At 71.0% G+C, this 18,928-nt stretch carries 21 protein-coding genes; 6 read left to right on the top strand and 15 right to left on the bottom strand.

What is annotated here, in order from left to right; genetic code table 11:
* Window positions 1-150: 150 nt before the first annotated feature.
* A complete protein-coding gene (locus ACH34R_RS05235; protein ID WP_397560126.1) occupies window positions 151-1,677 on the top strand; it encodes an alpha/beta hydrolase in 1,527 nt (508 codons plus the stop codon).
* Here the strand turns inward: ACH34R_RS05235 and ACH34R_RS05230 are convergent.
* Entirely contained in the window at window positions 1,659-1,865 is a 207-nt protein-coding gene (locus ACH34R_RS05230; RefSeq protein WP_397560125.1) for a heavy-metal-associated domain-containing protein, read from the bottom strand. The genes ACH34R_RS05235 and ACH34R_RS05230 overlap by 19 nt on opposite strands.
* On the bottom strand, window positions 1,862-2,296 hold the full coding sequence (locus ACH34R_RS05225; protein ID WP_397560124.1) for a nuclear transport factor 2 family protein: 435 nt from the start codon (window positions 2,294-2,296) through the stop codon (window positions 1,862-1,864). Before ACH34R_RS05225 ends, ACH34R_RS05230 begins: the two co-directional genes overlap by 4 nt.
* A 69-nt stretch (window positions 2,297-2,365) precedes the next feature.
* On the opposite strand from ACH34R_RS05225, the gene ACH34R_RS05220 reads away from it, so the two are divergent.
* Window positions 2,366-2,947, top strand: a complete 582-nt coding sequence (locus ACH34R_RS05220) for a TetR/AcrR family transcriptional regulator (protein WP_397560123.1) — start codon at window positions 2,366-2,368, stop codon at window positions 2,945-2,947.
* Between the two features lie 63 nt (window positions 2,948-3,010).
* On the opposite strand, the gene glmM is transcribed toward ACH34R_RS05220, so the two are convergent.
* The 3 genes from glmM to rplM all read right to left on the bottom strand — a co-directional run bounded on the left by glmM (window position 3,011) and on the right by rplM (window position 5,415).
* Complete coding sequence (glmM, locus tag ACH34R_RS05215; RefSeq protein WP_397560460.1) at window positions 3,011-4,336, bottom strand: phosphoglucosamine mutase; 1,326 nt, start codon at window positions 4,334-4,336, stop codon at window positions 3,011-3,013.
* Between the two features lie 68 nt (window positions 4,337-4,404).
* Window positions 4,405-4,926 carry a 30S ribosomal protein S9 gene (gene rpsI, locus ACH34R_RS05210; protein WP_397560122.1) on the bottom strand — a complete coding sequence of 174 codons (522 nt, stop codon included), beginning with the start codon at window positions 4,924-4,926 and terminating at the stop codon, window positions 4,405-4,407.
* 45 nt (window positions 4,927-4,971) lie between these two features.
* Window positions 4,972-5,415, bottom strand: a complete 444-nt coding sequence (gene rplM, locus ACH34R_RS05205; RefSeq protein ID WP_111165294.1) for a 50S ribosomal protein L13 — start codon at window positions 5,413-5,415, stop codon at window positions 4,972-4,974.
* Between the two features lie 458 nt (window positions 5,416-5,873).
* Between rplM and ACH34R_RS05200 the strand changes: the two genes are divergently transcribed.
* Both ACH34R_RS05200 and ACH34R_RS05195 read left to right on the top strand, forming a co-directional pair.
* Window positions 5,874-6,641, top strand: a complete 768-nt coding sequence (locus ACH34R_RS05200) for a CAP domain-containing protein (RefSeq protein WP_397560120.1) — start codon at window positions 5,874-5,876, stop codon at window positions 6,639-6,641.
* Between the two features lie 35 nt (window positions 6,642-6,676).
* On the top strand, window positions 6,677-8,860 hold the full coding sequence (locus ACH34R_RS05195; protein ID WP_397560118.1) for a hypothetical protein: 2,184 nt from the start codon (window positions 6,677-6,679) through the stop codon (window positions 8,858-8,860).
* A gap of 251 nt (window positions 8,861-9,111) precedes the next feature.
* Here ACH34R_RS05195 and ACH34R_RS05190 read toward each other — a convergent pair whose 3' ends face one another.
* Window positions 9,112-9,435, bottom strand: a complete 324-nt coding sequence (locus tag ACH34R_RS05190) for a hypothetical protein (protein ID WP_397560117.1) — start codon at window positions 9,433-9,435, stop codon at window positions 9,112-9,114.
* Window positions 9,436-11,506: 2,071 nt separating this feature from the next.
* Here ACH34R_RS05190 and ACH34R_RS05185 point away from each other — a divergent pair.
* Window positions 11,507-12,208: a hypothetical protein gene (locus ACH34R_RS05185; RefSeq protein WP_397560115.1), complete on the top strand. Its 702-nt coding sequence runs from the start codon at window positions 11,507-11,509 to the stop codon at window positions 12,206-12,208.
* On the opposite strand, the gene ACH34R_RS05180 is transcribed toward ACH34R_RS05185, so the two are convergent.
* Entirely contained in the window at window positions 12,198-12,710 is a 513-nt protein-coding gene (locus ACH34R_RS05180) for a MarR family transcriptional regulator (RefSeq protein ID WP_397560114.1), read from the bottom strand. The genes ACH34R_RS05185 and ACH34R_RS05180 overlap by 11 nt on opposite strands.
* A 36-nt stretch (window positions 12,711-12,746) precedes the next feature.
* On the opposite strand from ACH34R_RS05180, the gene pip reads away from it, so the two are divergent.
* Entirely contained in the window at window positions 12,747-13,727 is a 981-nt protein-coding gene (pip, locus tag ACH34R_RS05175; protein WP_397560113.1) for a prolyl aminopeptidase, read from the top strand.
* Here pip and truA read toward each other — a convergent pair.
* The 8 genes from truA to infA all read right to left on the bottom strand — a co-directional run bounded on the left by truA (window position 13,724) and on the right by infA (window position 18,585).
* Window positions 13,724-14,596, bottom strand: coding sequence for a tRNA pseudouridine(38-40) synthase TruA (truA, locus tag ACH34R_RS05170; RefSeq protein ID WP_397560112.1), 873 nt, complete (start codon window positions 14,594-14,596; stop codon window positions 13,724-13,726). The two genes, pip and truA, sit on opposite strands and share 4 nt — an antisense overlap.
* 95 nt (window positions 14,597-14,691) lie before the next feature.
* Entirely contained in the window at window positions 14,692-15,228 is a 537-nt protein-coding gene (rplQ, locus tag ACH34R_RS05165; protein WP_111166681.1) for a 50S ribosomal protein L17, read from the bottom strand.
* Between the two features lie 146 nt (window positions 15,229-15,374).
* Window positions 15,375-16,391, bottom strand: a complete 1,017-nt coding sequence (locus tag ACH34R_RS05160; protein ID WP_111166680.1) for a DNA-directed RNA polymerase subunit alpha — start codon at window positions 16,389-16,391, stop codon at window positions 15,375-15,377.
* Window positions 16,392-16,518: 127 nt separating this feature from the next.
* The gene (rpsD, locus tag ACH34R_RS05155) at window positions 16,519-17,145 is read right to left on the bottom strand and encodes a 30S ribosomal protein S4 (protein WP_397560111.1); all 627 of its coding nucleotides are present in this window, start codon (window positions 17,143-17,145) and stop codon (window positions 16,519-16,521) included.
* A 26-nt stretch (window positions 17,146-17,171) separates the two neighbouring features.
* Window positions 17,172-17,576 (bottom strand): 30S ribosomal protein S11, encoded by a 405-nt coding sequence (gene rpsK / locus ACH34R_RS05150; RefSeq protein WP_012887860.1) that lies wholly within the window; start codon window positions 17,574-17,576, stop codon window positions 17,172-17,174.
* 45 nt (window positions 17,577-17,621) lie between these two features.
* The gene (rpsM, locus tag ACH34R_RS05145) at window positions 17,622-18,002 is read right to left on the bottom strand and encodes a 30S ribosomal protein S13 (RefSeq protein WP_397560110.1); all 381 of its coding nucleotides are present in this window, start codon (window positions 18,000-18,002) and stop codon (window positions 17,622-17,624) included.
* A 224-nt stretch (window positions 18,003-18,226) separates the two neighbouring features.
* Window positions 18,227-18,340 (bottom strand): 50S ribosomal protein L36, encoded by a 114-nt coding sequence (gene rpmJ, locus ACH34R_RS05140; RefSeq protein WP_003956441.1) that lies wholly within the window; start codon window positions 18,338-18,340, stop codon window positions 18,227-18,229.
* Window positions 18,341-18,363: 23 nt separating this feature from the next.
* Window positions 18,364-18,585 carry a translation initiation factor IF-1 gene (gene infA, locus ACH34R_RS05135; RefSeq protein ID WP_093259037.1) on the bottom strand — a complete coding sequence of 74 codons (222 nt, stop codon included), beginning with the start codon at window positions 18,583-18,585 and terminating at the stop codon, window positions 18,364-18,366.
* Window positions 18,586-18,928: the final 343 nt, after the last annotated feature.

Below are 18,928 nucleotides of genomic sequence, written 5' to 3'. Positions count from 1 at the left end.
TTCCCTGATAACGGTGCCGGGTCTTGTTCAGCGCCCGTAGAGGCGCTTTCGTAATCTCAAATAGTCATTCCGGCCTATGGTCACGGAAAACCAGGTGATCGACAATCTGGGCGTCCAGGTAATGGACGTGCGCTGGCGATTGGAGATCACATGCGTAAAGCCGGCCCATTATTCGCCGCGGCCATGGCCGCCCTCGTCGGCCTGACCGCGTTCGCCCCCGCGCGGGCGGCCGAACCGGACGCCGCCACGATCGAGTGGGCCGCGTGCGCGTGGCCCCGCGAGAAGTACGAGTGCGGCACGCTCACCGTGCCCGTGGACTGGAACAATCCGGCCGGGCCGACCGTCGATCTGTTCCTGTCCCGGCAGCGGGCCACCGATCCCGCGGCCCGGATCGGCTCGCTACTGGTCAATCCCGGCGGACCCGGCCTGTCCGGGGCGACGTTCGCCACCTTCGACTTCTTCAGCCCGGAGGTCCGCCGCCGGTTCGACATCGTGGGCTTCGACGTCCGCGGCACCGCCGCGAGCAACCGGGTGCTGTGCTCGCCCGATCTCATCGCGCAGTATCCGGACACCTTCATCGAGAACCAGGCCGAACTCGACCACTGGCAGGACTTCAGCAGCCGGGCGCGCGCCGACTGCAAATCCCGGACCGGGCCGGTGTTCGAGCACCTGGACAGCGTTTCCGTGGCCCATGACATGGACGCGCTCAGGGCCGCGCTCGGCGAGGAGAAGGTGACCTTCTACGGGATCTCCTACGGCACGGTGATCGGCCAGGCGTACGCCGAGCGGTTCCCCCGTCGCGTGCGCGCCCTCGTCCTGGACAGCGTCGTGGACCACAGCATCGATGAGGGCCGCGCGTTCCGCGACACGGCTGCGTTCGCCCAGGACGCCTTCGACGCCTTCGTCAAGTGGTGCGCGGGCGAGACCCGGTGCGCGCTGCACGGCAAGGACGTGCGCGCGATCTGGACGCGGCTGATGGACCGGGCCGAACGCGGCGAGCTGGGCACGCACACCAAGCGGAGCGTGGCCCGCATCATCTCCAGCGGTTCGTACGCGCCCGCGTGGTGGTCGGTCGCCGATCAGATCGCCCGCCTCGACGCGAGCGCCCCGCAGGCGCAGCAGGCACGGCCAGAGGCACAGGCACAGGCGCAGGCGCAGGCGGATGGCATCCACCTTGCCTGGCAGCTCAACTGCGCGGACTTCGACACGTCGATCCGCGACTACCGGCAGTACGCCAGGTACGTGCGGCGCGCCAAGGCGGTCGCGCCCGACGTGGAGCTGAACCCGTCCCACCTGACGCTCAACACCTGGTGCCTGAGCGAGCCGAAGCCCATCCCGAACCCGCAGCACCGCCTGCGCGTACGCGGCGCGCCGCCGATCCTGGTCGTCAACTCCCGGCACGACCCCGCCACTGGTCTCGCCTGGGCGGTCAGCGTCGCCCGCCAGCTCGGCAGGACCGGCCGGCTGCTCACCTACGAGGGCGTGGGACACAGCGTCTACGACCGCAGCGACTGCACGATCAGCACCATCGACCGCTACCTGATCACGCTGAAGCCGCCCGCCTACCGGGCGAGCTGCCCCGCCGTACCGCTGGAACCACCCGCGCAGGCCCGCCGGTCGCACGACTTCCTCCTGCGAGACCTCACCGACCGGCCGGCCTACGAGACCAGTTCGTAGCCGGCCTCCTCGACCGCGGCGCGGACCTCGCCGACGTCCAGGGCACGGTCACTGGTGACGGTGACCGTGCCGCCGTCGACGTCCACCGTCACCGCGTCCACGCCGGGGACGCGTTCGATCTCCTCGCCGACGAACCGCGCGCAGTGCCCGCAGACCATGCCGCGCACCCGGTAGGTGTGCTGTGTCACGCCTGCGCCTCCTCCTGGCCGGTGAGCATGCGAGTGAGCATGTTGGCCTCGCGCATCCGCCCGTCCGGGGCGAACCGCCCGAAGAAGCACACCTCGATGGCGAGATCCCGCTTGGGGTTTCGCACGTGCAACGTGTATCGGGCGGCGAGCGTGTCGCCCTCCCCCAGCGCCTCGTGTACCTCCATGCGGACCGCCGGGCGGTTCTTGCGCACCGGGCGGGTGTGCGCGACGAGCTTGTCGCGGTCCATCCGGTGCCCGTCGGCGACCTGGACGATGTCCGGCGTGTGGTAACGGTCGATGATCAACCCCGCGTCCTCTTCGGTGTTGATCAGGTCGTCGTTCAGCGCCCGGTAGAACCCGGTGATGAACTCCTTGGGGTCGGTCCCGTTGAGCGAGGTGCCGTTGAGCAGGCTGTCTTTGAACACGGTCATCCCATCACCTACTATCTCTTACAGCCTGTAAGATATACACCCGACGAAAACTTTGGCAAGGTGTAAGAGTTGTCTCGCTACCAGGCCCGCAACCGCCGTGCCGACGCCCTGCGCAGCAGGTCGGCCATCCTCGACGCGGCGCTACGGCTGCTGCGCACCGATCCCGACGCCAGCGTCGAGGCCATCGCCATCGCCGCCGACGTGACCCGCCAGACCGTCTACGCGCACTTCCGCTCGCGCGAGCAGTTGCTGGCCGCCGTCATCGAGCAGGTCACCGACGAGACCGCCGCCGCGATGGACGCCGCCGCCCCCGACACGGGCCCGGCCACCGAGGCGCTGCTACGGGTGCTCGACGCCGCCGCCCGTACGGCGGAGCGCTACCCGGGGCTGGTCCAGGCGATCGTCACGACGCCCGTGAGCCCGCACACCGACCGCAAGGCCCACGCGCCGATCAGCGAGCGCCTGATCCGGGTGATCGAGCGGGGGAGGGCGACCGGGGAGTTCGATGACCGCCTGCCGGCGGAGTGGCTGGCCATGGTGACCATCAAACTGGCCCACGCGGCGAGCGAGCAGGTCACCGCGGGGCGCATGCCACCCGAGGAGGCCGCGCAGGCACTGCGGACCACGCTCCTGCGCGCCCTCACCCCATGACGGCCGGAGAACACGACACCCCGGCTGCGGAACAGAGCCGGGGTGAGCGTGCGACGAAGAAGTTCAGGAGCAGGTGGCGCGGACCGTTTCCGCCAGCCGGCCCGCGATCTCCTGGGCCATGGCCTCGGAGGACGCCTCCACCATGACGCGGATCATGGGTTCGGTGCCGCTGGGCCGGATCAGCACGCGGCCGGTCTCGCCGAGTTCGTCCTCCGCGCGGCCGATCGCCGCCGCGAGTTCGGCCGAGACCGCGGCCTTGGCCTTGTCCACGCCCTTCACATTGATCAGGACCTGCGGCAGCCGGGTCATCACCGAGGCCAGCTCGGCCAGCGAACGGCCCTGCCTGGCCACCTCCGCGAGCAGGTGCAGCGACGTCAGCAGCCCGTCGCCGGTGGTGGCGTGGTCCAGCAGCAGGACGTGTCCGGACTGCTCGCCCCCCAGGTTGTAGCCGCCGGCCTTCATCGCCTCAAGGACGTACCGGTCGCCGACGGCCGTCTCGATGACGTTGAGACCGGCCCCCCGCATGGCGATCTTGAAGCCCAGGTTGGACATGACCGTGGCCACCACGGTGTCCTTGACCAGCTCTTTTTTGGCGTGCATGGCGAGCGCGAGAATGGCCATGATCTGGTCGCCGTCCACGATCTCGCCCTCGTGGGTGACCGCCAGGCAGCGGTCGGCGTCGCCGTCGTAGGCGACCCCGAGGTCGGCGCCGCGCGACACCACGACCTGCTGGAGCCGGTCGAGGTGCGTCGAGCCGTACCCGGCGTTGATGTTCAGGCCGTCCGGGCGGGCGCCGATGGCCTCCACCGTCGCGCCCGCGCGCACCAGGGCCTCGGGGGCGACGGTGTGGGCGGCGCCGTTGGCGCAGTCCACGACCACGTTGATGCCCTCAAGGCGGACGGGCAGCGTGGTCAGCAGGTGCGCGATGTACCGGTCGGCCTCGCCGTACGCCTCGTGGACCCGGCCCACACCGGACCCGGCCGGGCGCTCCCACCGCTCGCCCAGCCGTTCCTCGATCTCGTTCTCCACGGTGTCGGGCAGCTTGTAGCCGCCCTTGGCGAGGAACTTGATCCCGTTGTCGGGCGCCGGGTTGTGCGATGCGGAGAGCATCACCCCGAGGTCGGCGCCGAGTGCCGCCGTGAGGTAGGCGACCGCGGGCGTCGGCAGTACGCCGAGCCGCAGCACGTCCACCCCCGAGGAGGCGAGCCCGGCGACCACCGCGGCCTCAAGGAACTCCCCCGAGGCCCGCGGATCCCTGCCCACGACCGCCACCGGGCGGCCACGCCCGGCGGCGCTGCCGGCCGCGCCGACGCCCGCCATGTCGCCCGCGCCAACGGTGAACGCTCCCGCGTCACCGAGCACGTGCGCCGCCGCCACCGACAGCTCCATGGCGAGCTCGGCCGTGAGGTCGCGTCCCGCGACCCCACGGACCCCGTCGGTGCCGAAAAGCCGCGCCGTCAACGCTTGCTGTACTGCGGAGCCTTACGGGCCTTCTTCAGGCCGTACTTCTTGCGCTCCTTGACCCTCGCGTCGCGGGTCAGGAAGCCGGCCTTCTTCAGCGGCGGGCGGTTGGTCTCGACGTCGAGCACGGAGAGCGCACGGGCCAGGCCCATGCGCAGCGCGCCGGCCTGGCCGGTCACGCCGCCGCCGTCGATCCGCGCGACGATGTCGAACTGCTCCTCGGCCCCCAGCGTGACGAACGGCTCGTTCACGATCTGCTGGTGGACCTTGTTCGGGAAGTAGGTGTCGAGGGTGCGACCATTGATCTTCCACTTGCCCGTGCCGGGCACGATGCGGACCCGCGCGACGGCCTCCTTGCGGCGGCCGGTGCCGTAGGAGTTGCCCGTCGTGATGGGCTTGCGGACGGGCGCGTCGCCGGCAGGGGCGGACTCGCTGGTGTATTCGGTCGGGAAGTCCTCGCCGGAGAGTTCTTCCAGCTCGCCTTCGACGGGCGTCTCGACACCGGTGGGCTCGGCCACGGTTCTCCTCTTACTTTCTCGGCGCTACTGGTGGGATGCTCTGGGCTACTGAGAGATCTGGGTGATCTCGAACGGGACCGGCTGCTGCGCCTGGTGCGGGTGCTCCCCACCGGCGTAGACCTTCAGCTTCTTGACCATCCTCCGGCCGAGGGCGTTCTTCGGGAGCATTCCCTTGACGGCCTTCTCCACGGCGCGGTCGGGGCGCTTTTCCATCAGCTCGCCATAGCTGACGGAACGCAGACCGCCGGGGTAGCCCGAGTGGCGGTACGCCTTCTTCTGCAGAAGCTTGTCACCGGTCAGCGCGATCTTGTCGGCGTTGACGACGATGACGAAGTCGCCGGTGTCGACATGCGGGGCGAAGATCGGCTTGTGCTTACCGCGAAGCAGCGTCGCCACCTGACTGGCGAGCCTGCCCAGCACGACGTCGGTCGCGTCGATCACGAACCACTGGCGCTGAACTTCGGCGGGCTTGGTTGAGTACGTGCGCACGGTCGTATGGCCTTCTTTGCTCGCGTCTTCGGCGCTGCCTTCGGGATGGCAGCCTGTGGTGGGAAGGTGCGGGCACACGGCGACCCGGACCTTCCGTCTCCGCACACGGGAGAAGACGCCGGACGCGCCGCTGTTCAGTCGCCAAGGACTGACTCGCACACAACGAACAAGCAGAATACCGCCACTTGGCGGCAAGGGTCAAAACAGCCGCGCCGGACGACCCTGCGCGAAGATCCTTCGGGGCTCCTACAGGGCTCCTACGGGGCTCCTACGGGACTTGGATGGGGCTCGGGTGGGGCTCGGGTGGGGCTTCACGGCGAAGAGCGCCGATGCGCGCAGGGGGACGGAAGGAGAACGGTTGGGTTTCGTTCCCGCGATTCCCTTTTTCCCCAAGACTCAACATCTCTATCGTTGGGGGCGGAATGCGGCAGCCCCCTCACGTTCGGTCACCCCAGGCGATGCTCCGGCGCCGGAGTCACCTGGGGATCGTGGCGTGCCTGGTGTCGGTACTCATCACCGGCATCGTGATCGGACGCGTCTCACGCGGCCCGGAGGAGCCGGAGCCGGTGTTCCTGAACAACGTCGAACCGGCGACGCCCACGGTATTGGCCCAGCCGCGCGCCGGCCGCAGCCGCGCGCCGCTCGGTGCCGTCACGCGCCCCACGCCCTCCGCGCCGCACGCCAAGCACACACAGGCCGCGCGTCCCCGCTCGACCAGCGACGCCACCGGCGAGTACATGCCAGGGCCGCAGGACGCCGTGGGCGCGCAGGCGACCGTCAGCGCCGATGTCGGCGGGCAGCTCAGCGAGCAGCCGCGGCTCGTCCCGAGTTCGCCGTACGGCTCGATGCGCGCGATGGAGAGCCAGGCGGTACGACTGACCAACCGGGCCCGGCGCAAGCACGGCTGCCGGCCGTTGCGTCTGGACCAGCGGCTGGCGCGGTCCGCGCGGCAGCACTCCGCCGAGATGGCGGAAAGCGGACAATTCACCCATAACTCTCCGGACGGCTCGTCGCCGTGGAAGCGGATGGAACGGGCGGGCTACAAGGACGGCGGCGCGGAGAACATCGGCCGTGGGTACCTCAGCGCGAAGGAGGCCGTGCAGGGCTGGATGAACAGCCGAAGCCACCGCGCGAACATCCTCAACTGCAGGATGGTGGCCATCGGAGTGGGGGTCGCGGAGGGGCCTGGCGGGCTGTGGTGGACACAGGACTTCGGATATTCATGACCATCTCGGTGCCCGTTCACAGTTAATCTCGGCGCATGGGTAACCCCGGGGAACCATCACGTCGCCAGCCGTATGAGCAGTCGGGCTCTTCGCCACCGGCCAATGAGAACTGGTTCGCGGCCTCGCCGCACAACCAGCAGCCCGCCGAGCCGCCGCACGACTCCCAGCGCGCGCCCGGCACCGGCCCGGAGACCGGCCCTGACCATCCCGATCACCCGGATTACGGGCTGAACCCGGGGTTCGAGCGGGCGCTCGACCCGGACTTCGATCCCTTGGACCTCAGCCGGCCGCTGGGCGCGCCGAGGCCGATGGGGGCGGCCCCTTCCGGGGGGAGCGTGCCGGGGGGCGACCCGTTGGGGCTGGGGACGAGCGAGGTCTTCGGGCGCGGGCGTCCCGAGGGGCCGGGCTCGGGTCCTGGTTCCGGCTCTGGTCCTGCCAGCTCTGGTCCGGCGGACCCTTTGGGGCTCGGTCCGATCCTCGGTGGAGGACCGGGGCCGCTGGACTCCGACAACGGACCCAACACCGATCCCGGGGCCAGCACGAACCCCGACATCAGGACCGGCCCGGGCTCCGGGCTCGGCGAGCCGTTCGGGCTCGGCGAATCCTTCCGGAGCGGGCCGGAGACGGGCGGCGGGACCGGCGAGCCGTTCGGGCGCGGCCAGATGCCGGGGGCCGGTGACGGCGGTCCGGCGACGGGGCCGGGCGGCGCGGGAGGACGTCCCGGGGTCACCGGCGAGCCTTTCGGCGGGCCCGGCCCGTTCACGCCGGGACCGGCGGCGAACGACCCGCTCTTCGGCGAACTTCCCGGCACCTCCGCCACCCCCGCTCCGGGGTCGCCGTTCGGGGCCACGCCGGAGTCCGGCACAGGGCCGGGCATGGGGCCGGAGTTCGGGTCCAAGGAACTCGGTGACAAATCAGCCCCGAACAGGTCTGAGGCCGCATTCGGCGGCAAACCCGGGCCTGACAGACCCGGCCCGGCGTTCGGTAGCGGACCGGATTCGGACGGGCCCGGTCCGGCGTTCGGTGGCAGGCCGGATTCGGACGGACCCGGTCCGGCGTTCGGTGGCAGACCGGATTCGGACGGGCCCGGTCCGGCGTTCGGTGGCAGGCCGGATTCGGACGGGCCCGGGGCCGCGTTCGGCGGCAAACCCGGGCCTGACAGACCCGGCCCGGCGTTCGGTGGCAAGCCCGACCCTGACGGCCTCGATTCGGTGTTCGGCGGCAAGCCGGACTCTGACGAGCTCGGGGGTGTGTTCGGTTCGGGCTCGGGGGCCGATCAGGGGCCCGATTCCGGTCACGCTCCCCGTGGCGGTCGCAGGCGGCGGGGCGCGCGGAGCGGTGGCGACGGTACGCCGCCCGGCGGCGATCCCGCCTCCTCGTCCGAAGCGCCGACGGCCGGCTCCGGCGGCGCGAGTTCGTCCGGTACGGGCGCGGGTGATCCCAAGCAGGAGTTCGAGCCCCCTCGCCCCCGGCGCGAGATGTGGAGCCCCTACGACGAGGGCCCCCGCTCACGCCGTCCCGTCTACATCGCCATAGCCGGACTGCTCGTCCTGGTGGCGGGGGGTGTCGGCCTGGCGATGCTCGCCTCCGCCGACGCCGATCCGGACCCGGCGGCGAGCCCCCTGCCCACCGCCGCCGCGACCAACCCGCTCGTCCAGAACCGCCCCGCCGGAAAGGACGGCTTCGCCTCCTCCCGGACCACCGACAAGCACCCGCTGACGCTCAAGGAGGTGTTCCCCGACGCCAAGGTCGGCTCCTACGTGCGTACCGCGCGCAGGCTCGACAAGAAGTGCAAGGACGCCGCCACCGGCGACAAGCTCGTCAAGGCGCTCGACGACGCGGACTGCAACCAGATACTGAGGGCCACGTACCGCGACAAGTCCGGCAAGATCATCGGTACGGTGGGCGTCGCCAACCTGAAGACCGCCAAGCAGGCGAGCAAGGTCGTGGACGCGGCGGCGGGCGGCGCGCTGGAGGACTACGTCAAGCCGCTGCCCGGCAAGGACGAGGCCACCAAGACCCTCGGCACCGGCCAGGCCAACGCGGGGGCGTGGCGGCACGGGCACTACGCGGTGCTGCTGTGGTTCCAGTTCAAGGACGGGCACGAGCCGAGCAAGGCCGAGCGCAAGAAGCTGACCGGCGCGGCGATGGCCATCGCCGACAAGACCGTCTACCCCGCCCTGGACTCCCGAGCCCTGACGGGCCGGAAACCGGAGTGACCTCGTCCTAAAATGCACCATTTGTGGGCAATTGCCAGGAAAGGTGTGCCGGATCCGTCCATACCGGCGTGACGGTCCCGGACTCTCGCTACGCTTCGGCGTATGCGTGGCCAGGATTCAGTGTCCGAGCACGACCGTGACAACGGCGGCTCGGCCGCTTCGGCGACCCCGCCACCGAGCTTCGGCCAGCCGACGCACCACCAGTCTCCGGAGCCGGGAACGGCGGCGCCACAGGTGCCGCCGCGAGCCCCCTACTCCGACGGGGACAACCCCTGGCCCCAGCCGTCCGCTCCCTTGCCCTCCAGCCCGGCCGGCGGCCCAACGCCGCCCAGGGCGGCGGACCGGCCCGGCGCTCCCGCGCCCGGCGGGCGCTCGACGCCGGGGGGCGAGCAGCCGGGGGCCCCCGGCCCGCCGCCCTGGGCCGGCGGCGGCTCCTCGCCCGACCAGGGCAGGCCGGCGGCATGGCGGGGCGCGGCGGAGCCCTGGGAGGTGTCCGGCGAGAGTTCCGCGTACGACTGGCACGCCGGCCTCCCCGCGGCCCCAGGCCAGCCCTCCCGCCCCGCCCCCACCGGCATGACCCCACCCCCCGCCCCGGGCCCGGTCCACGGATTCGCCCCGCTCAGAGGACGGGAGCCCGACGACACCTCCGGCCTCCCCGGCGGCACGCCCCCTCCCGGTGGTGCCGGCTTTCCTGGCGGTACGGGCCTTCCCGGCAGAACGACTTCTTCCGGCGAACCGAACCCTCCCGGCGGTACGGGCTTTCCTGGCAGTACGCCCCTTCCTGGCGGAACGGCTCCTCTGGGCGGTGCGGGCCTCCCTGGCGCGACACCTACCGGCCTTCCTGGCGGTTCAAGCCTTGCCGACGGAATGGCTTCTTCCGGCGGACCGAACCTTCCGGGTGGTACGGGCTTTCCTGGCAGTACGCCCCTTCCTGGCGGAACGGCTCCCCCCGGCGGGCCTCCTGTCCCCGGTGGAACGGCTCCCCTTGGCGGTGCGAGCCTTCCTGGCGGAACGGCTTCTTCCGGCGGACCGGACCTTCCGGGCGGTACGGGTTCCCCTGGCAGTACGCCCCTTCCTGGCGGAACGGCTCCCCCCGGCGGAGCTCGTGTCCCCGGTGGAACGGCTCCCCTTGGCGGTGCGGGCCTTCCTGGCGGAACGGCTCCCCCCGGCGGGCCGGGGCTTCCCGGTGAATCCGGCCATTCCGGCGGGACGGCGGGGGCGGCTTCTCGGGATGCGGGCGAACTGCCCGCGCCCTGGCCCGGTGCATCGGGGGGAGACGGTGGGCGGGGTCCTGGTGGCCCTGGGGAGCCGTCGTGGCAGCCGCCGGCCGGTTACACGGCGGCGGCGGCCGGGATGCCGGTGTGGCAGGGCACACCCGAGGCGTCGGGTTCCGTCCCTTGGCCCGCGGCCACGGGCGAGCCGGTCGAACTACCGCCGTGGGCGTCGGAGCCGGACGAGTCCCCCGAGGCGTCCCCGTGGAACGCCACCCGGGCCACCCAGCCCCGCCATGGGGCTCCGAGCACGGCGGGCCCCGGTCGGCCGCGCCGGGAGGAGCCACAGGACGCGCCCTGGGACCCGCCCGCGGGCCAACCGGGGTCCGGCGAGGCGACCGTGACACGGCAGGTACACCGCCGCGACGACGGACCCCAGCGGCCCGGCGCGGGAGACCCCGTGCAAGGCGTCCCGCTGCCACCGTTTCCCGGTCCCGGGGACTCCGGTGACAGGACGGCACCGCCGTACGTCCAGCCGATCACCGGCGACGCAGGCGAAGGGACGGCACGCCCCAACATCCCGCCGTTCACCGGCCCAGGCGACGCCGGTGACGGAGAGGGTGGCAGCAGCGGGCCGCCGGTGATCCAAGGGCATGTTGAGCCGCCCGGCAATCCGCCGCCGATGTTCGGGGCCTCCGGAGGCATTTCCAGCAACGCCAGCGTCGCTCCGGCCCCGGGCGACCTGCCCCCTCCCCCCTGGGCCTCCGCGCCGGGGGGACCGCCGCCTGCCGTACGGCATGCGTCCGTCTCGACCGACGGCCCGACCCCACCCGACGGCTTCCGTCCGCGACGAGGAGCCCCGGCCGGGCCCATGGGAGACGGCCCGCATCCGTTCGGAGAACCGCCGGCCCCGCCCGGCGTTCCCCTGGAGGAACGCACCATGCGCTTCTCCGGCGAGGACCCCGCATCATCCGGCGCACATCGTCCGGCCCCGGCCGGCGGCCCTGAGTCACAGCCGTTCCCCGCCGGACCCCGGCCGATCGGCGAGGACCCCACACCATCCGGTGGCCCCTGGCCCCCCGGCGCGCACCGGCCGCTGCCGGGCGGGCCGGTACCGGCCGGCGGCCCCGGGAGCGGTACCGAGTCACAGCCGTTCCCCGCCGGACCTCGGCCCATCGGCGAGGACCCCACACCATCGGGCGGACACCGTCCGGTGCCGGGCGGGGACGGTCCCATGGCTCCCGACGCGTTCCGGCAGTCCGGTCCGGTGCCGGGTGGTCCCTCGTTCCGTGGCCCTGGTGAGGGGCGGCCGGCGCTCGGGCCCGGGGAGGCCGGACCGCAGTCGCTGTTCACCCCTGGCGGTCAGCGGGCCGCTCCCCCCGGTGCCCCGGTACCGCCCCCGACCGGCCCTACCGCCGGAGCCCCCAAGCGGAACATGACGCTGATCATCGTCGGAGCCGTGGTCGCGCTCGCGGTGGTCGTCGGGGTCGGGTTCTTCCTCCTCCGGTCGCCGTCCGGCACCCCCGCCGCCGAAGGCGACGTACTGGCCACGAACCAGCCCACCGGCGAGCCCTCCCCCACCGAGCCGGCCGGCGAGGCGGGCGGCAACTCGGTGCTGAACGCCGAGGCGACCGACCCGCAGAAACTGTCGCTGGCCGAGGCGTTCCCGGAGACGAAGGCCGAGTTCAACGGCGTCACCTACACCCGCGTCAAAACCGATATGACCGACAAGTGCGCCAAGGCGGCCATCGGAAAGTTCGCCGAAGCGCTGGACGGCAACAAGTGCAGCCGGGTCGTCCGCGCCACCTACGTTGACGGCAAGAAGCGCCACGCCATCACCACCGGCATCGCCGTGTTCCCCACCAGGGAGGACGCCCTCGCCGCCGACAAGGCGAAGAACCTCGGCACCAACGTGTGGTTCCGCGCGCTGCCCGGCGGGTCCGGTTCGGGCGCGGAGCGGGTGCACATCGCGGGCGGGTACGCGTCCGGGCTGGTGTGGGGCCGCTACATCGTCTTCAGTTACGCCACCAACGCCGACGGCCACACCCCGACCGCCAAGGAGAAGGCGCTCGGCGAGGTGAGCGGGGCGTTCCGCGACAACACGGCCCTGGTCCTGGAGCGCCGCATCACGGGCTGACGATCTTCCCGCCACCCCCTGGGCGACCGTCGTCCAGCCGTTCGCGGAGGGGACGGCGGTGCAGTGCCCGCACGGCGGCGACCAGGACGTCGCCGAGCGGCATGGGGAGTTCGGTGTCGAGTTCGCGCATGGCGGCGGCGGTGGCGGCCCAGTCCGCCTCGATGAACGGCAGCAGCCCCTTCGCCCGAGCCGTCAGGCTCGCGACCCTGGTCCGGGCGTCGGTTCCGGGTTCGAGGGCGAGCAGGCCGGAGCGCGTCATCAGGCGCACCGTCTGGCTGGCCGCCGAGTGGGTCACTCCGACGCTGCGCGCCAGATCCCGGATCGGCATCGGGCCCTCGGCCGCCAGGGCCCTGATGATCGGGGAGTAACGCGGCCGGTAGTCGTCGAGGCCCGCGCTGCCGTACCGGTCGGCCAGGTCGCCGTCGAGGAGTTCCAGCAGGTGGCGCAGGAGGGTCCCGACGGCCTCCCGATCAGGTACGGGCACGGGGTCGGTCATGCTCATGGCATCAATCTAACAGTGCTGTTATAAATTGGCGCCATGGTCGATCTCTATCCCGCCGACACCGAGCCGCACGAAAGCGGCATGCTCGACGTCGGCGACGGCAACCACATCTACTGGGAGATCTGCGGCAACCCGGACGGCAAGCCCGCCGTCGCCCTGCACGGCGGTCCCGGTTCCGGATGCACGCCGGGCTGGCGACGCTACTTCGATCCGGCCGTCTATCGCCTGGTGCTGTTCGACCAGCGCGGCTGCGGCCGGAGCACTCCGCTCGTGAGCGACCCATCGGTGAGCCTTGAGCACAACACCACCCATCACCTGCTGGCCGACATCGAGGCCCTGCGGCGGCATCTGGGCATCGCCGAGTGGCTGGTGTTCGGCGGTTCGTGGGGGGCGACGCTGGGGCTCGCGTACGCGGAGAGGCACCCTGAGCGGGTCTCGGAGCTGGTCCTGTTCAGCGTCACGAACACCTCGCGCCGCGAGGTCGAGTGGATCACTCGCGACATGGGCCGGATCTTCCCCGAGGAGTGGGCCCGGTTCCGCGACGCCGTACCGCCCGAAGATCGGGACGGCAACCTGGCCGCGGCGTACGCGAAGCTGCTCGGCGACCCCGACCCGGCGGTCCGCGAGAAGGCCGCGCGGGACTGGTGCGCCTGGGAGGACACCCACGTCGCCACGACCAGGGACTACCGGCCCGACCCCAGATACCAGGACCCGGAGTTCCGGATGGTCTTCGCCCGCCTGGTGACCCACTACTGGGCGAACGCGGCGTGGCTGGAGGAGGGCGTCCTGGTCCGGGAGGCGGGCAGGCTGGCGGGCACGCCCGGCGTACTGGTCCACGGACGGATGGACGTGAGCGGCCCGCCCGACATCGCCTGGCAGGTCGCGCGGCGCTGGCCCGACGCGAAGCTCATGCTGATCGACGAGGCGGGCCATGGCACGGGCCACTCCGGCATGGCCGAGGCCCTGCTCGACGCCATCGACGGCTACGGCCGATCCCTTCCGGGAACCACCGCCTAGACCGGGAGGGTACGCACGCGGCGGGTCGCCTCGGCCCGTCGCGCCAGCTCTCCCGGTGGCGGGTAGCGGACCTCCTCCAGGCACAGCCCGTGCGCGGGCGCGACCGTCACCGCCGAGTCCCGTACCGCGCGTCGCAGCACCTCCCCCGGCCAGGCCACCTCCCGCCGGCCGTCCCCGACCCACAGCAGCGCGCCGACCAGGGCCCGGACCATGGAGTGACAGAACGCGTCGGCCACCACCGTGGCCACCAGCGCGCCGCCCTCCCCCGGCTCGCGCGCCCAGTCCAGCCGGCGCAGTTCGCGGATCGTGGTCGCGCCCTCGCGCCGCTTGCAGAACGCGGCGAAGTCGTGCTCGCCCAGCAGCCGCGCCGCCGCCTCGTTGAGCCGGACGACGTCCAGCGGGCGCGAGTGCCACAGCACGTCGTGCCTGCGCAGCGGGTCCACGCCGGCCGGGTCGTCGCTCACCCGGTAGGCGTAGCGGCGCCACAGCGCGGAGAAACGGGCGTCGAAGCCCTCAGGAGCCACGCTGAGGCCCCGAACCCGCACATCGGGCACCAGTACGCCATTGACCCGCTTGAGCAGCCCAGGAAGCCGCTCAGCCACTTCCCGGGGCTCTGCGTCCCGCGAGAGGGCGGCGATGGCCGCCTCAGACAGATCGACGTGCGCGACCTGCCCGCGCGCGTGCACCCCGGCGTCGGTACGCCCGGCGACCGTCAGCACCGGCGGCTCCTCGCGCATCCGCAGGACCGTGGCGAACGCCGCTTCGATCTCCCCCTGGACGGTACGGCGGGCGGGCTGCGCGGCCCATCCGGAAAAGCCGGTGCCGTCGTAGGCGATGTCCAGGCGCAGCCGTACGACGTCCTCGACCATGACCCTCCTCCGCTACATGTGGAAAAGCGACGGGCCCGCCCCCGTCGGTCGATCCGGGGTGCGGGCCCGCGTTGCGCTCTGGGAGACCTGGTGGGTCAGGACTCGTCCTTCTTGGACTCGTCCTTCGCCGCCTCGGCCGCCTCGCCCTGCTCGGCGGGGGCCGCGTCCTGCGGCTCGGCCTGCGCCTCGTCGGTGGGCTCGGCGTCCTTGGGCTCGGCGTCCTTCGGCTCGGCCGGGGCCGCGTCGGCGGCACGCGAGACGCGCACCGGGTTCATCGGCTCGGTCACCAGCTCGATCACGGCCATCGGGGCGTTGTCGCCCTTACGCGGGCCGATCTTGGTGATCCGCGTGTAGCCGCCGGGACGCTCCGCGAACGTGGGAGCGATCTCGGTGAACAAGTGGTGCACGACACCCTTGTCCCTGACGACGGTCAGCACCTGGCGACGGTTGTGGATGTCGCCCTTCTTGGCCTTGGTGATCAGGCGCTCCGCCAGCGGGCGCAGGCGCTTGGCCTTCGCCTCGGTGGTGCGGATGCGGCCGTGCCGGAACAGGTCCGTGGCCAGGTTGGCCAGGATCAGCCGCTCGTGGGCCGGGCTGCCGCCGAGACGGGCGCCCTTCGTGGGCTTGGGCATTGTGGTGGTCTCCTCATGAGTGAACCCGTCCCGGCCGTGTGAGGTACCGGGATCGGGCCGGCGGGCGCGCCGCCGTACAGGCGGTCGCGCCCCCGATGATCTGACTCGGCACCGCCGGAAGAGCGGTGCCGCCGCCTAGGCCGGGATCAGTACTGCTCGGTCTCGACGTAGCGGCTGTCCTCGTCGTCGCTGTAGTCGCCGGCCACCGCGCTCGGGTCGAACCCGGGCGGGGAGTCCTTCAGCGCGAGCGACATCTCGTGCAGCTTCTGCTTGACCTCTTCGATGGACTTGGCCCCGAAGTTGCGGATGTCGAGCAGGTCCTGCTCGCTGCGCGCGACCAGCTCGCCCACGGTGTGGATGCCCTCGCGCTTGAGGCAGTTGTAGGAGCGGACCGTGAGGTTGAGCTCCTCGATGGGCAGCGCCAGGTCGGCGGCGAGCGCCGCGTCGGTCGGCGACGGGCCGATGTCGATGCCCTCGGCCTCGACGTTCAGCTCGCGGGCCAGGCCGAACAGCTCGACCAGCGTCTTGCCTGCCGACGCCACGGCGTCGCGCGGCTTCATGCTGGGCTTGGTCTCGACGTCGAGGATCAGCCGGTCGAAGTCGGTGCGCTGCTCGACACGGGTCGCCTCGACCTTGTAGATGACCTTGAGGACCGGGGAGTAGATGGAGTCGATCGGAATCCGGCCGATCTCCTGGCCCGGCTGCTTGTTCTGGGCGGCGGAGACGTAGCCGCGACCGCGCTCGACGGTCAGCTCCATCTCCAGCTTGGCCTTGCCGTTCAGGGTGGCGATGCGCAGCTCCGGGTTGTGCACCTCGACACCGGCCGGCGGCGCGATGTCGGCGGCGGTGACCTCACCGGGGCCCTGCTTGCGGAGGTACATCACCACGGGCTCGTCGTGCTCGGAGGACACGACCAGTTCCTTGAGGTTGAGGATGATGTCGGTGACATCCTCCTTGACCCCCGGCACGGTCGAGAACTCGTGCAGCACGCCCTCGATGCGGATGCTCGTCACGGCCGCCCCCGGGATGGAGGACAGCAGCGTGCGGCGCAGCGCGTTGCCGATGGTGTAGCCGAATCCCGGCTCCAACGGCTCGATGACGAACTTGGAGCGGGTCTCCTCTAGAGATTCCTCTAGCAGAGTGGGTCGCTGGGCGATCAGCATTCTTTGGGTCTCCCCTTTTGTCCACGGCGCCCGCTATATGACGCCGCCGGTCTTTCAAGCCTACGCCGTACGGCCCGCATTGCGACGCGGAAGCCGTACGGCGAGGCGGTGAGCGCTGCCCGAAGGGTTACTTCGAGTAGTACTCGACGATGAGCTGCTCCTGGACCTGCGTGTCGATCTGCTGCCGGACCGGGAGCTGGTGGATGAGGATGCGCAGCGAGTCGGGGACCACGCCCAGCCAGGCCGGGATGGTCCGGTCGCCGGCGGTGGCGCGGGCCACCTCGTAGGGCAGCAGGTTGCGGGCCTTCTCGCGCACCTCGATGATGTCGTGCTCGCGCACACGGTACGACGGGATGTCCACCTTGCGGCCGTTGACCAGGATGTGGCCGTGCCGCACCTGCTGACGGGCCGCGTCGCGGGACTCGGCGAAGCCGGCACGGTAGACCACGTTGTCGAGCCTGCTCTCCAGGATCTGGAGCAGGACCTCGCCGGTCTTGCCATCCTTCTTGTTGGCTTCGTCGTAGTAGTTGTGGAACTGCTTCTCCAGCACGCCGTAGATGCGGCGCATCTTCTGCTTCTCACGAAGCTGAAGCTGGTACTCCGACTCCTTGGGGCGGCCACGACCGTGCTCGCCCGGCGGGTAGGGCCGGATCTCGATGGGGCACTTGGCGGACTCGCACTTCTTGCCCTTGAGGAAGAGCTTCGTCTTCTCGCGGCGGCAGAGCTTGCAGTCCGCTCCGGTGTAACGGGCCATTGTCGTTGATCTCCTGTGGCGGTGGCTCAGACGCGGCGGCGCTTGGGCGGACGGCAGCCGTTGTGCGGCACGGGGGTGACGTCCTGGATCGAACCCACTTCCAGACCGGTGGCCTGGAGGGAACGGATCGCGGTCTCACGGCCGGAGCCGGGACCCTTGACGAAGACGTCGACCTTGCGCATGCCGTGCTCCATGGCGCGGCGAGCGGCGTTCTCCGCGGCCATCTGCGCGGCGAACGGGGTGGACTTGCGAGAGCCCTTGAACCCGACGTGGCCGGCGCTGGCCCAGGAGATCACGTTCCCGGACGGGTCGGTGATCGAGACGATCGTGTTGTTGAACGTGCTCTTGATGTGGGCGTGCCCGTGAGCGACGTTCTTCTTCTCCTTGCGGCGTACCTTCTTGGGCGCGCCCTGACGGCTCTTCGGAGGCATTGGTCGCCTTCAACTCCTGTGAGGTGCTCGGTCCTGCTGCGCGGACTACTTCTTGCCCGGCTTCTTCTTGCCGGCCACGGTCTTCTTCTTGCCCTTGCGGGTGCGTGCGTTGGTCTGCGTGCGCTGACCGTGCACAGGAAGCCCGCGGCGGTGCCGGATGCCCTGGTAGCAGCCGATCTCGATCTTGCGGCGAATGTCGGCCTGCACCTCGCGGCGGAGGTCACCTTCGATCTTGAAGTTGGCCTCGATGTAGTCGCGCAGCGGAAGCAGCTCGTCGTCGGTGAGCTGGTGCACGCGCAGGTCGCCGCTGACGCCGGTGGCCTTGAGGGTCTCCAGCGCGCGGGTACGGCCGATGCCGTAAATGTAGGTGAGTGCGACCTCAATCCGCTTGTCGCGGGGGAGGTCGACGCCAACCAGGCGAGCCATGGTCGGGCATCTCCTTGTCGTTCTGGCGGAGGTCTTGCGCCGCACCACCCCTCCCCATGCCCGGGGTGAGGGCCCCGGCCTCCGACCGGGGGTCTCCCGCGTGGTACGGCCCGCGGCCTGTCCGGCCGCCACCGCCTGCGCGAGTGTGAGACGCTGCGTTGAGTTGTCGGCTCCTCATGCGTCGAGCCCGCTACTGGAGCGGACTCGGAGAAGCCTTTTCGCGACTAGCCCTGGCGCTGCTTGTGGCGCAGGTTGTCGCAGATCACCATGACGCGACCGTGCCGGCGGATCACCTTGCACTTGTCGCAGATCTTCTTGACGCTCGGCTTGACCTTCATCGTCCCTGTCGTTCCTCAGACGCTTACTTGTATCGGTAGACGATCCGCCCACGACTCAGGTCGTAGGGGCTCAGTTCGACGACAACCCGGTCGTCGGGCAGGATCCGGATGTAGTGCATCCGCATCCTCCCGCTGATGTGGGCCAGGACCTTGTGCCCGTTGTCGAGCTCCACCCGGAACATGGCGTTCGGGAGCGACTCGACCACAGTGCCCTCGATCTCGATGGCGCCGTCTTTTTTGGGCATGTCCCTCGCGTTTCACTGATCGGTCATCTGAGGCATCGGATCACTTCGCAGCCGCGACCACGCGCACAGTGAGAGGGCGGCGCCCGAAGGCCGCCATGACGCCGTGGTCAGTAAGTGAACCGACAAAGAAGTGTACGCCACCGCCGCGGAAAACGCGAAACGCACGCGGGACCGGTGCCAGCACACCACCACAGCAAAGGATACCCCAACACGGCCCACCTCCGACGCACCCCGCGGGAACCCGTGTCCACCTGAGGAAATCCGTGTCCTCTTGCGGGAATCCGTGTCCACCCGCCCCAGCACCGCCGATACTCGGGCGGGCGGACACGGACCCTCACGAAAG

The organism is Spongiactinospora sp. 9N601 (assembly GCF_044326295.1).
Taxonomy (GTDB): Bacteria; Actinomycetota; Actinomycetes; order Streptosporangiales; family Streptosporangiaceae; genus Spongiactinospora; species Spongiactinospora gelatinilytica.
The sequence above is the reverse complement of the archived record's forward strand: the minus strand, read 5'-3'. Positions and strand labels throughout refer to the sequence as shown.

Coding starts and splice junctions, on each gene's coding strand:
- ACH34R_RS05235 (WP_397560126.1), top strand. CDS start 151: ATGCGTAAAGCCGGCCCATTATTCGCCGCGGCCATGGCCGCCCTCGTC.
- ACH34R_RS05225 (WP_397560124.1), bottom strand. CDS start 2,296: ATGACCGTGTTCAAAGACAGCCTGCTCAACGGCACCTCGCTCAACGGG.
- glmM (WP_397560460.1), bottom strand. CDS start 4,336: ATGGAGCTGTCGGTGGCGGCGGCGCACGTGCTCGGTGACGCGGGAGCG.
- ACH34R_RS05200 (WP_397560120.1), top strand. CDS start 5,874: ATGCTCCGGCGCCGGAGTCACCTGGGGATCGTGGCGTGCCTGGTGTCG.
- ACH34R_RS05195 (WP_397560118.1), top strand. CDS start 6,677: ATGGGTAACCCCGGGGAACCATCACGTCGCCAGCCGTATGAGCAGTCG.
- ACH34R_RS05190 (WP_397560117.1), bottom strand. CDS start 9,435: ATGCCGGTGGGGGCGGGGCGGGAGGGCTGGCCTGGGGCCGCGGGGAGG.
- ACH34R_RS05185 (WP_397560115.1), top strand. CDS start 11,507: ATGACGCTGATCATCGTCGGAGCCGTGGTCGCGCTCGCGGTGGTCGTC.
- ACH34R_RS05180 (WP_397560114.1), bottom strand. CDS start 12,710: ATGAGCATGACCGACCCCGTGCCCGTACCTGATCGGGAGGCCGTCGGG.
- pip (WP_397560113.1), top strand. CDS start 12,747: ATGGTCGATCTCTATCCCGCCGACACCGAGCCGCACGAAAGCGGCATG.
- truA (WP_397560112.1), bottom strand. CDS start 14,596: ATGGTCGAGGACGTCGTACGGCTGCGCCTGGACATCGCCTACGACGGC.
- rplQ (WP_111166681.1), bottom strand. CDS start 15,228: ATGCCCAAGCCCACGAAGGGCGCCCGTCTCGGCGGCAGCCCGGCCCAC.
- ACH34R_RS05160 (WP_111166680.1), bottom strand. CDS start 16,391: ATGCTGATCGCCCAGCGACCCACTCTGCTAGAGGAATCTCTAGAGGAG.
- rpsD (WP_397560111.1), bottom strand. CDS start 17,145: ATGGCCCGTTACACCGGAGCGGACTGCAAGCTCTGCCGCCGCGAGAAG.
- rpsK (WP_012887860.1), bottom strand. CDS start 17,576: ATGCCTCCGAAGAGCCGTCAGGGCGCGCCCAAGAAGGTACGCCGCAAG.
- rpsM (WP_397560110.1), bottom strand. CDS start 18,002: ATGGCTCGCCTGGTTGGCGTCGACCTCCCCCGCGACAAGCGGATTGAG.
- rpmJ (WP_003956441.1), bottom strand. CDS start 18,340: ATGAAGGTCAAGCCGAGCGTCAAGAAGATCTGCGACAAGTGCAAGGTG.
- infA (WP_093259037.1), bottom strand. CDS start 18,585: ATGCCCAAAAAAGACGGCGCCATCGAGATCGAGGGCACTGTGGTCGAG.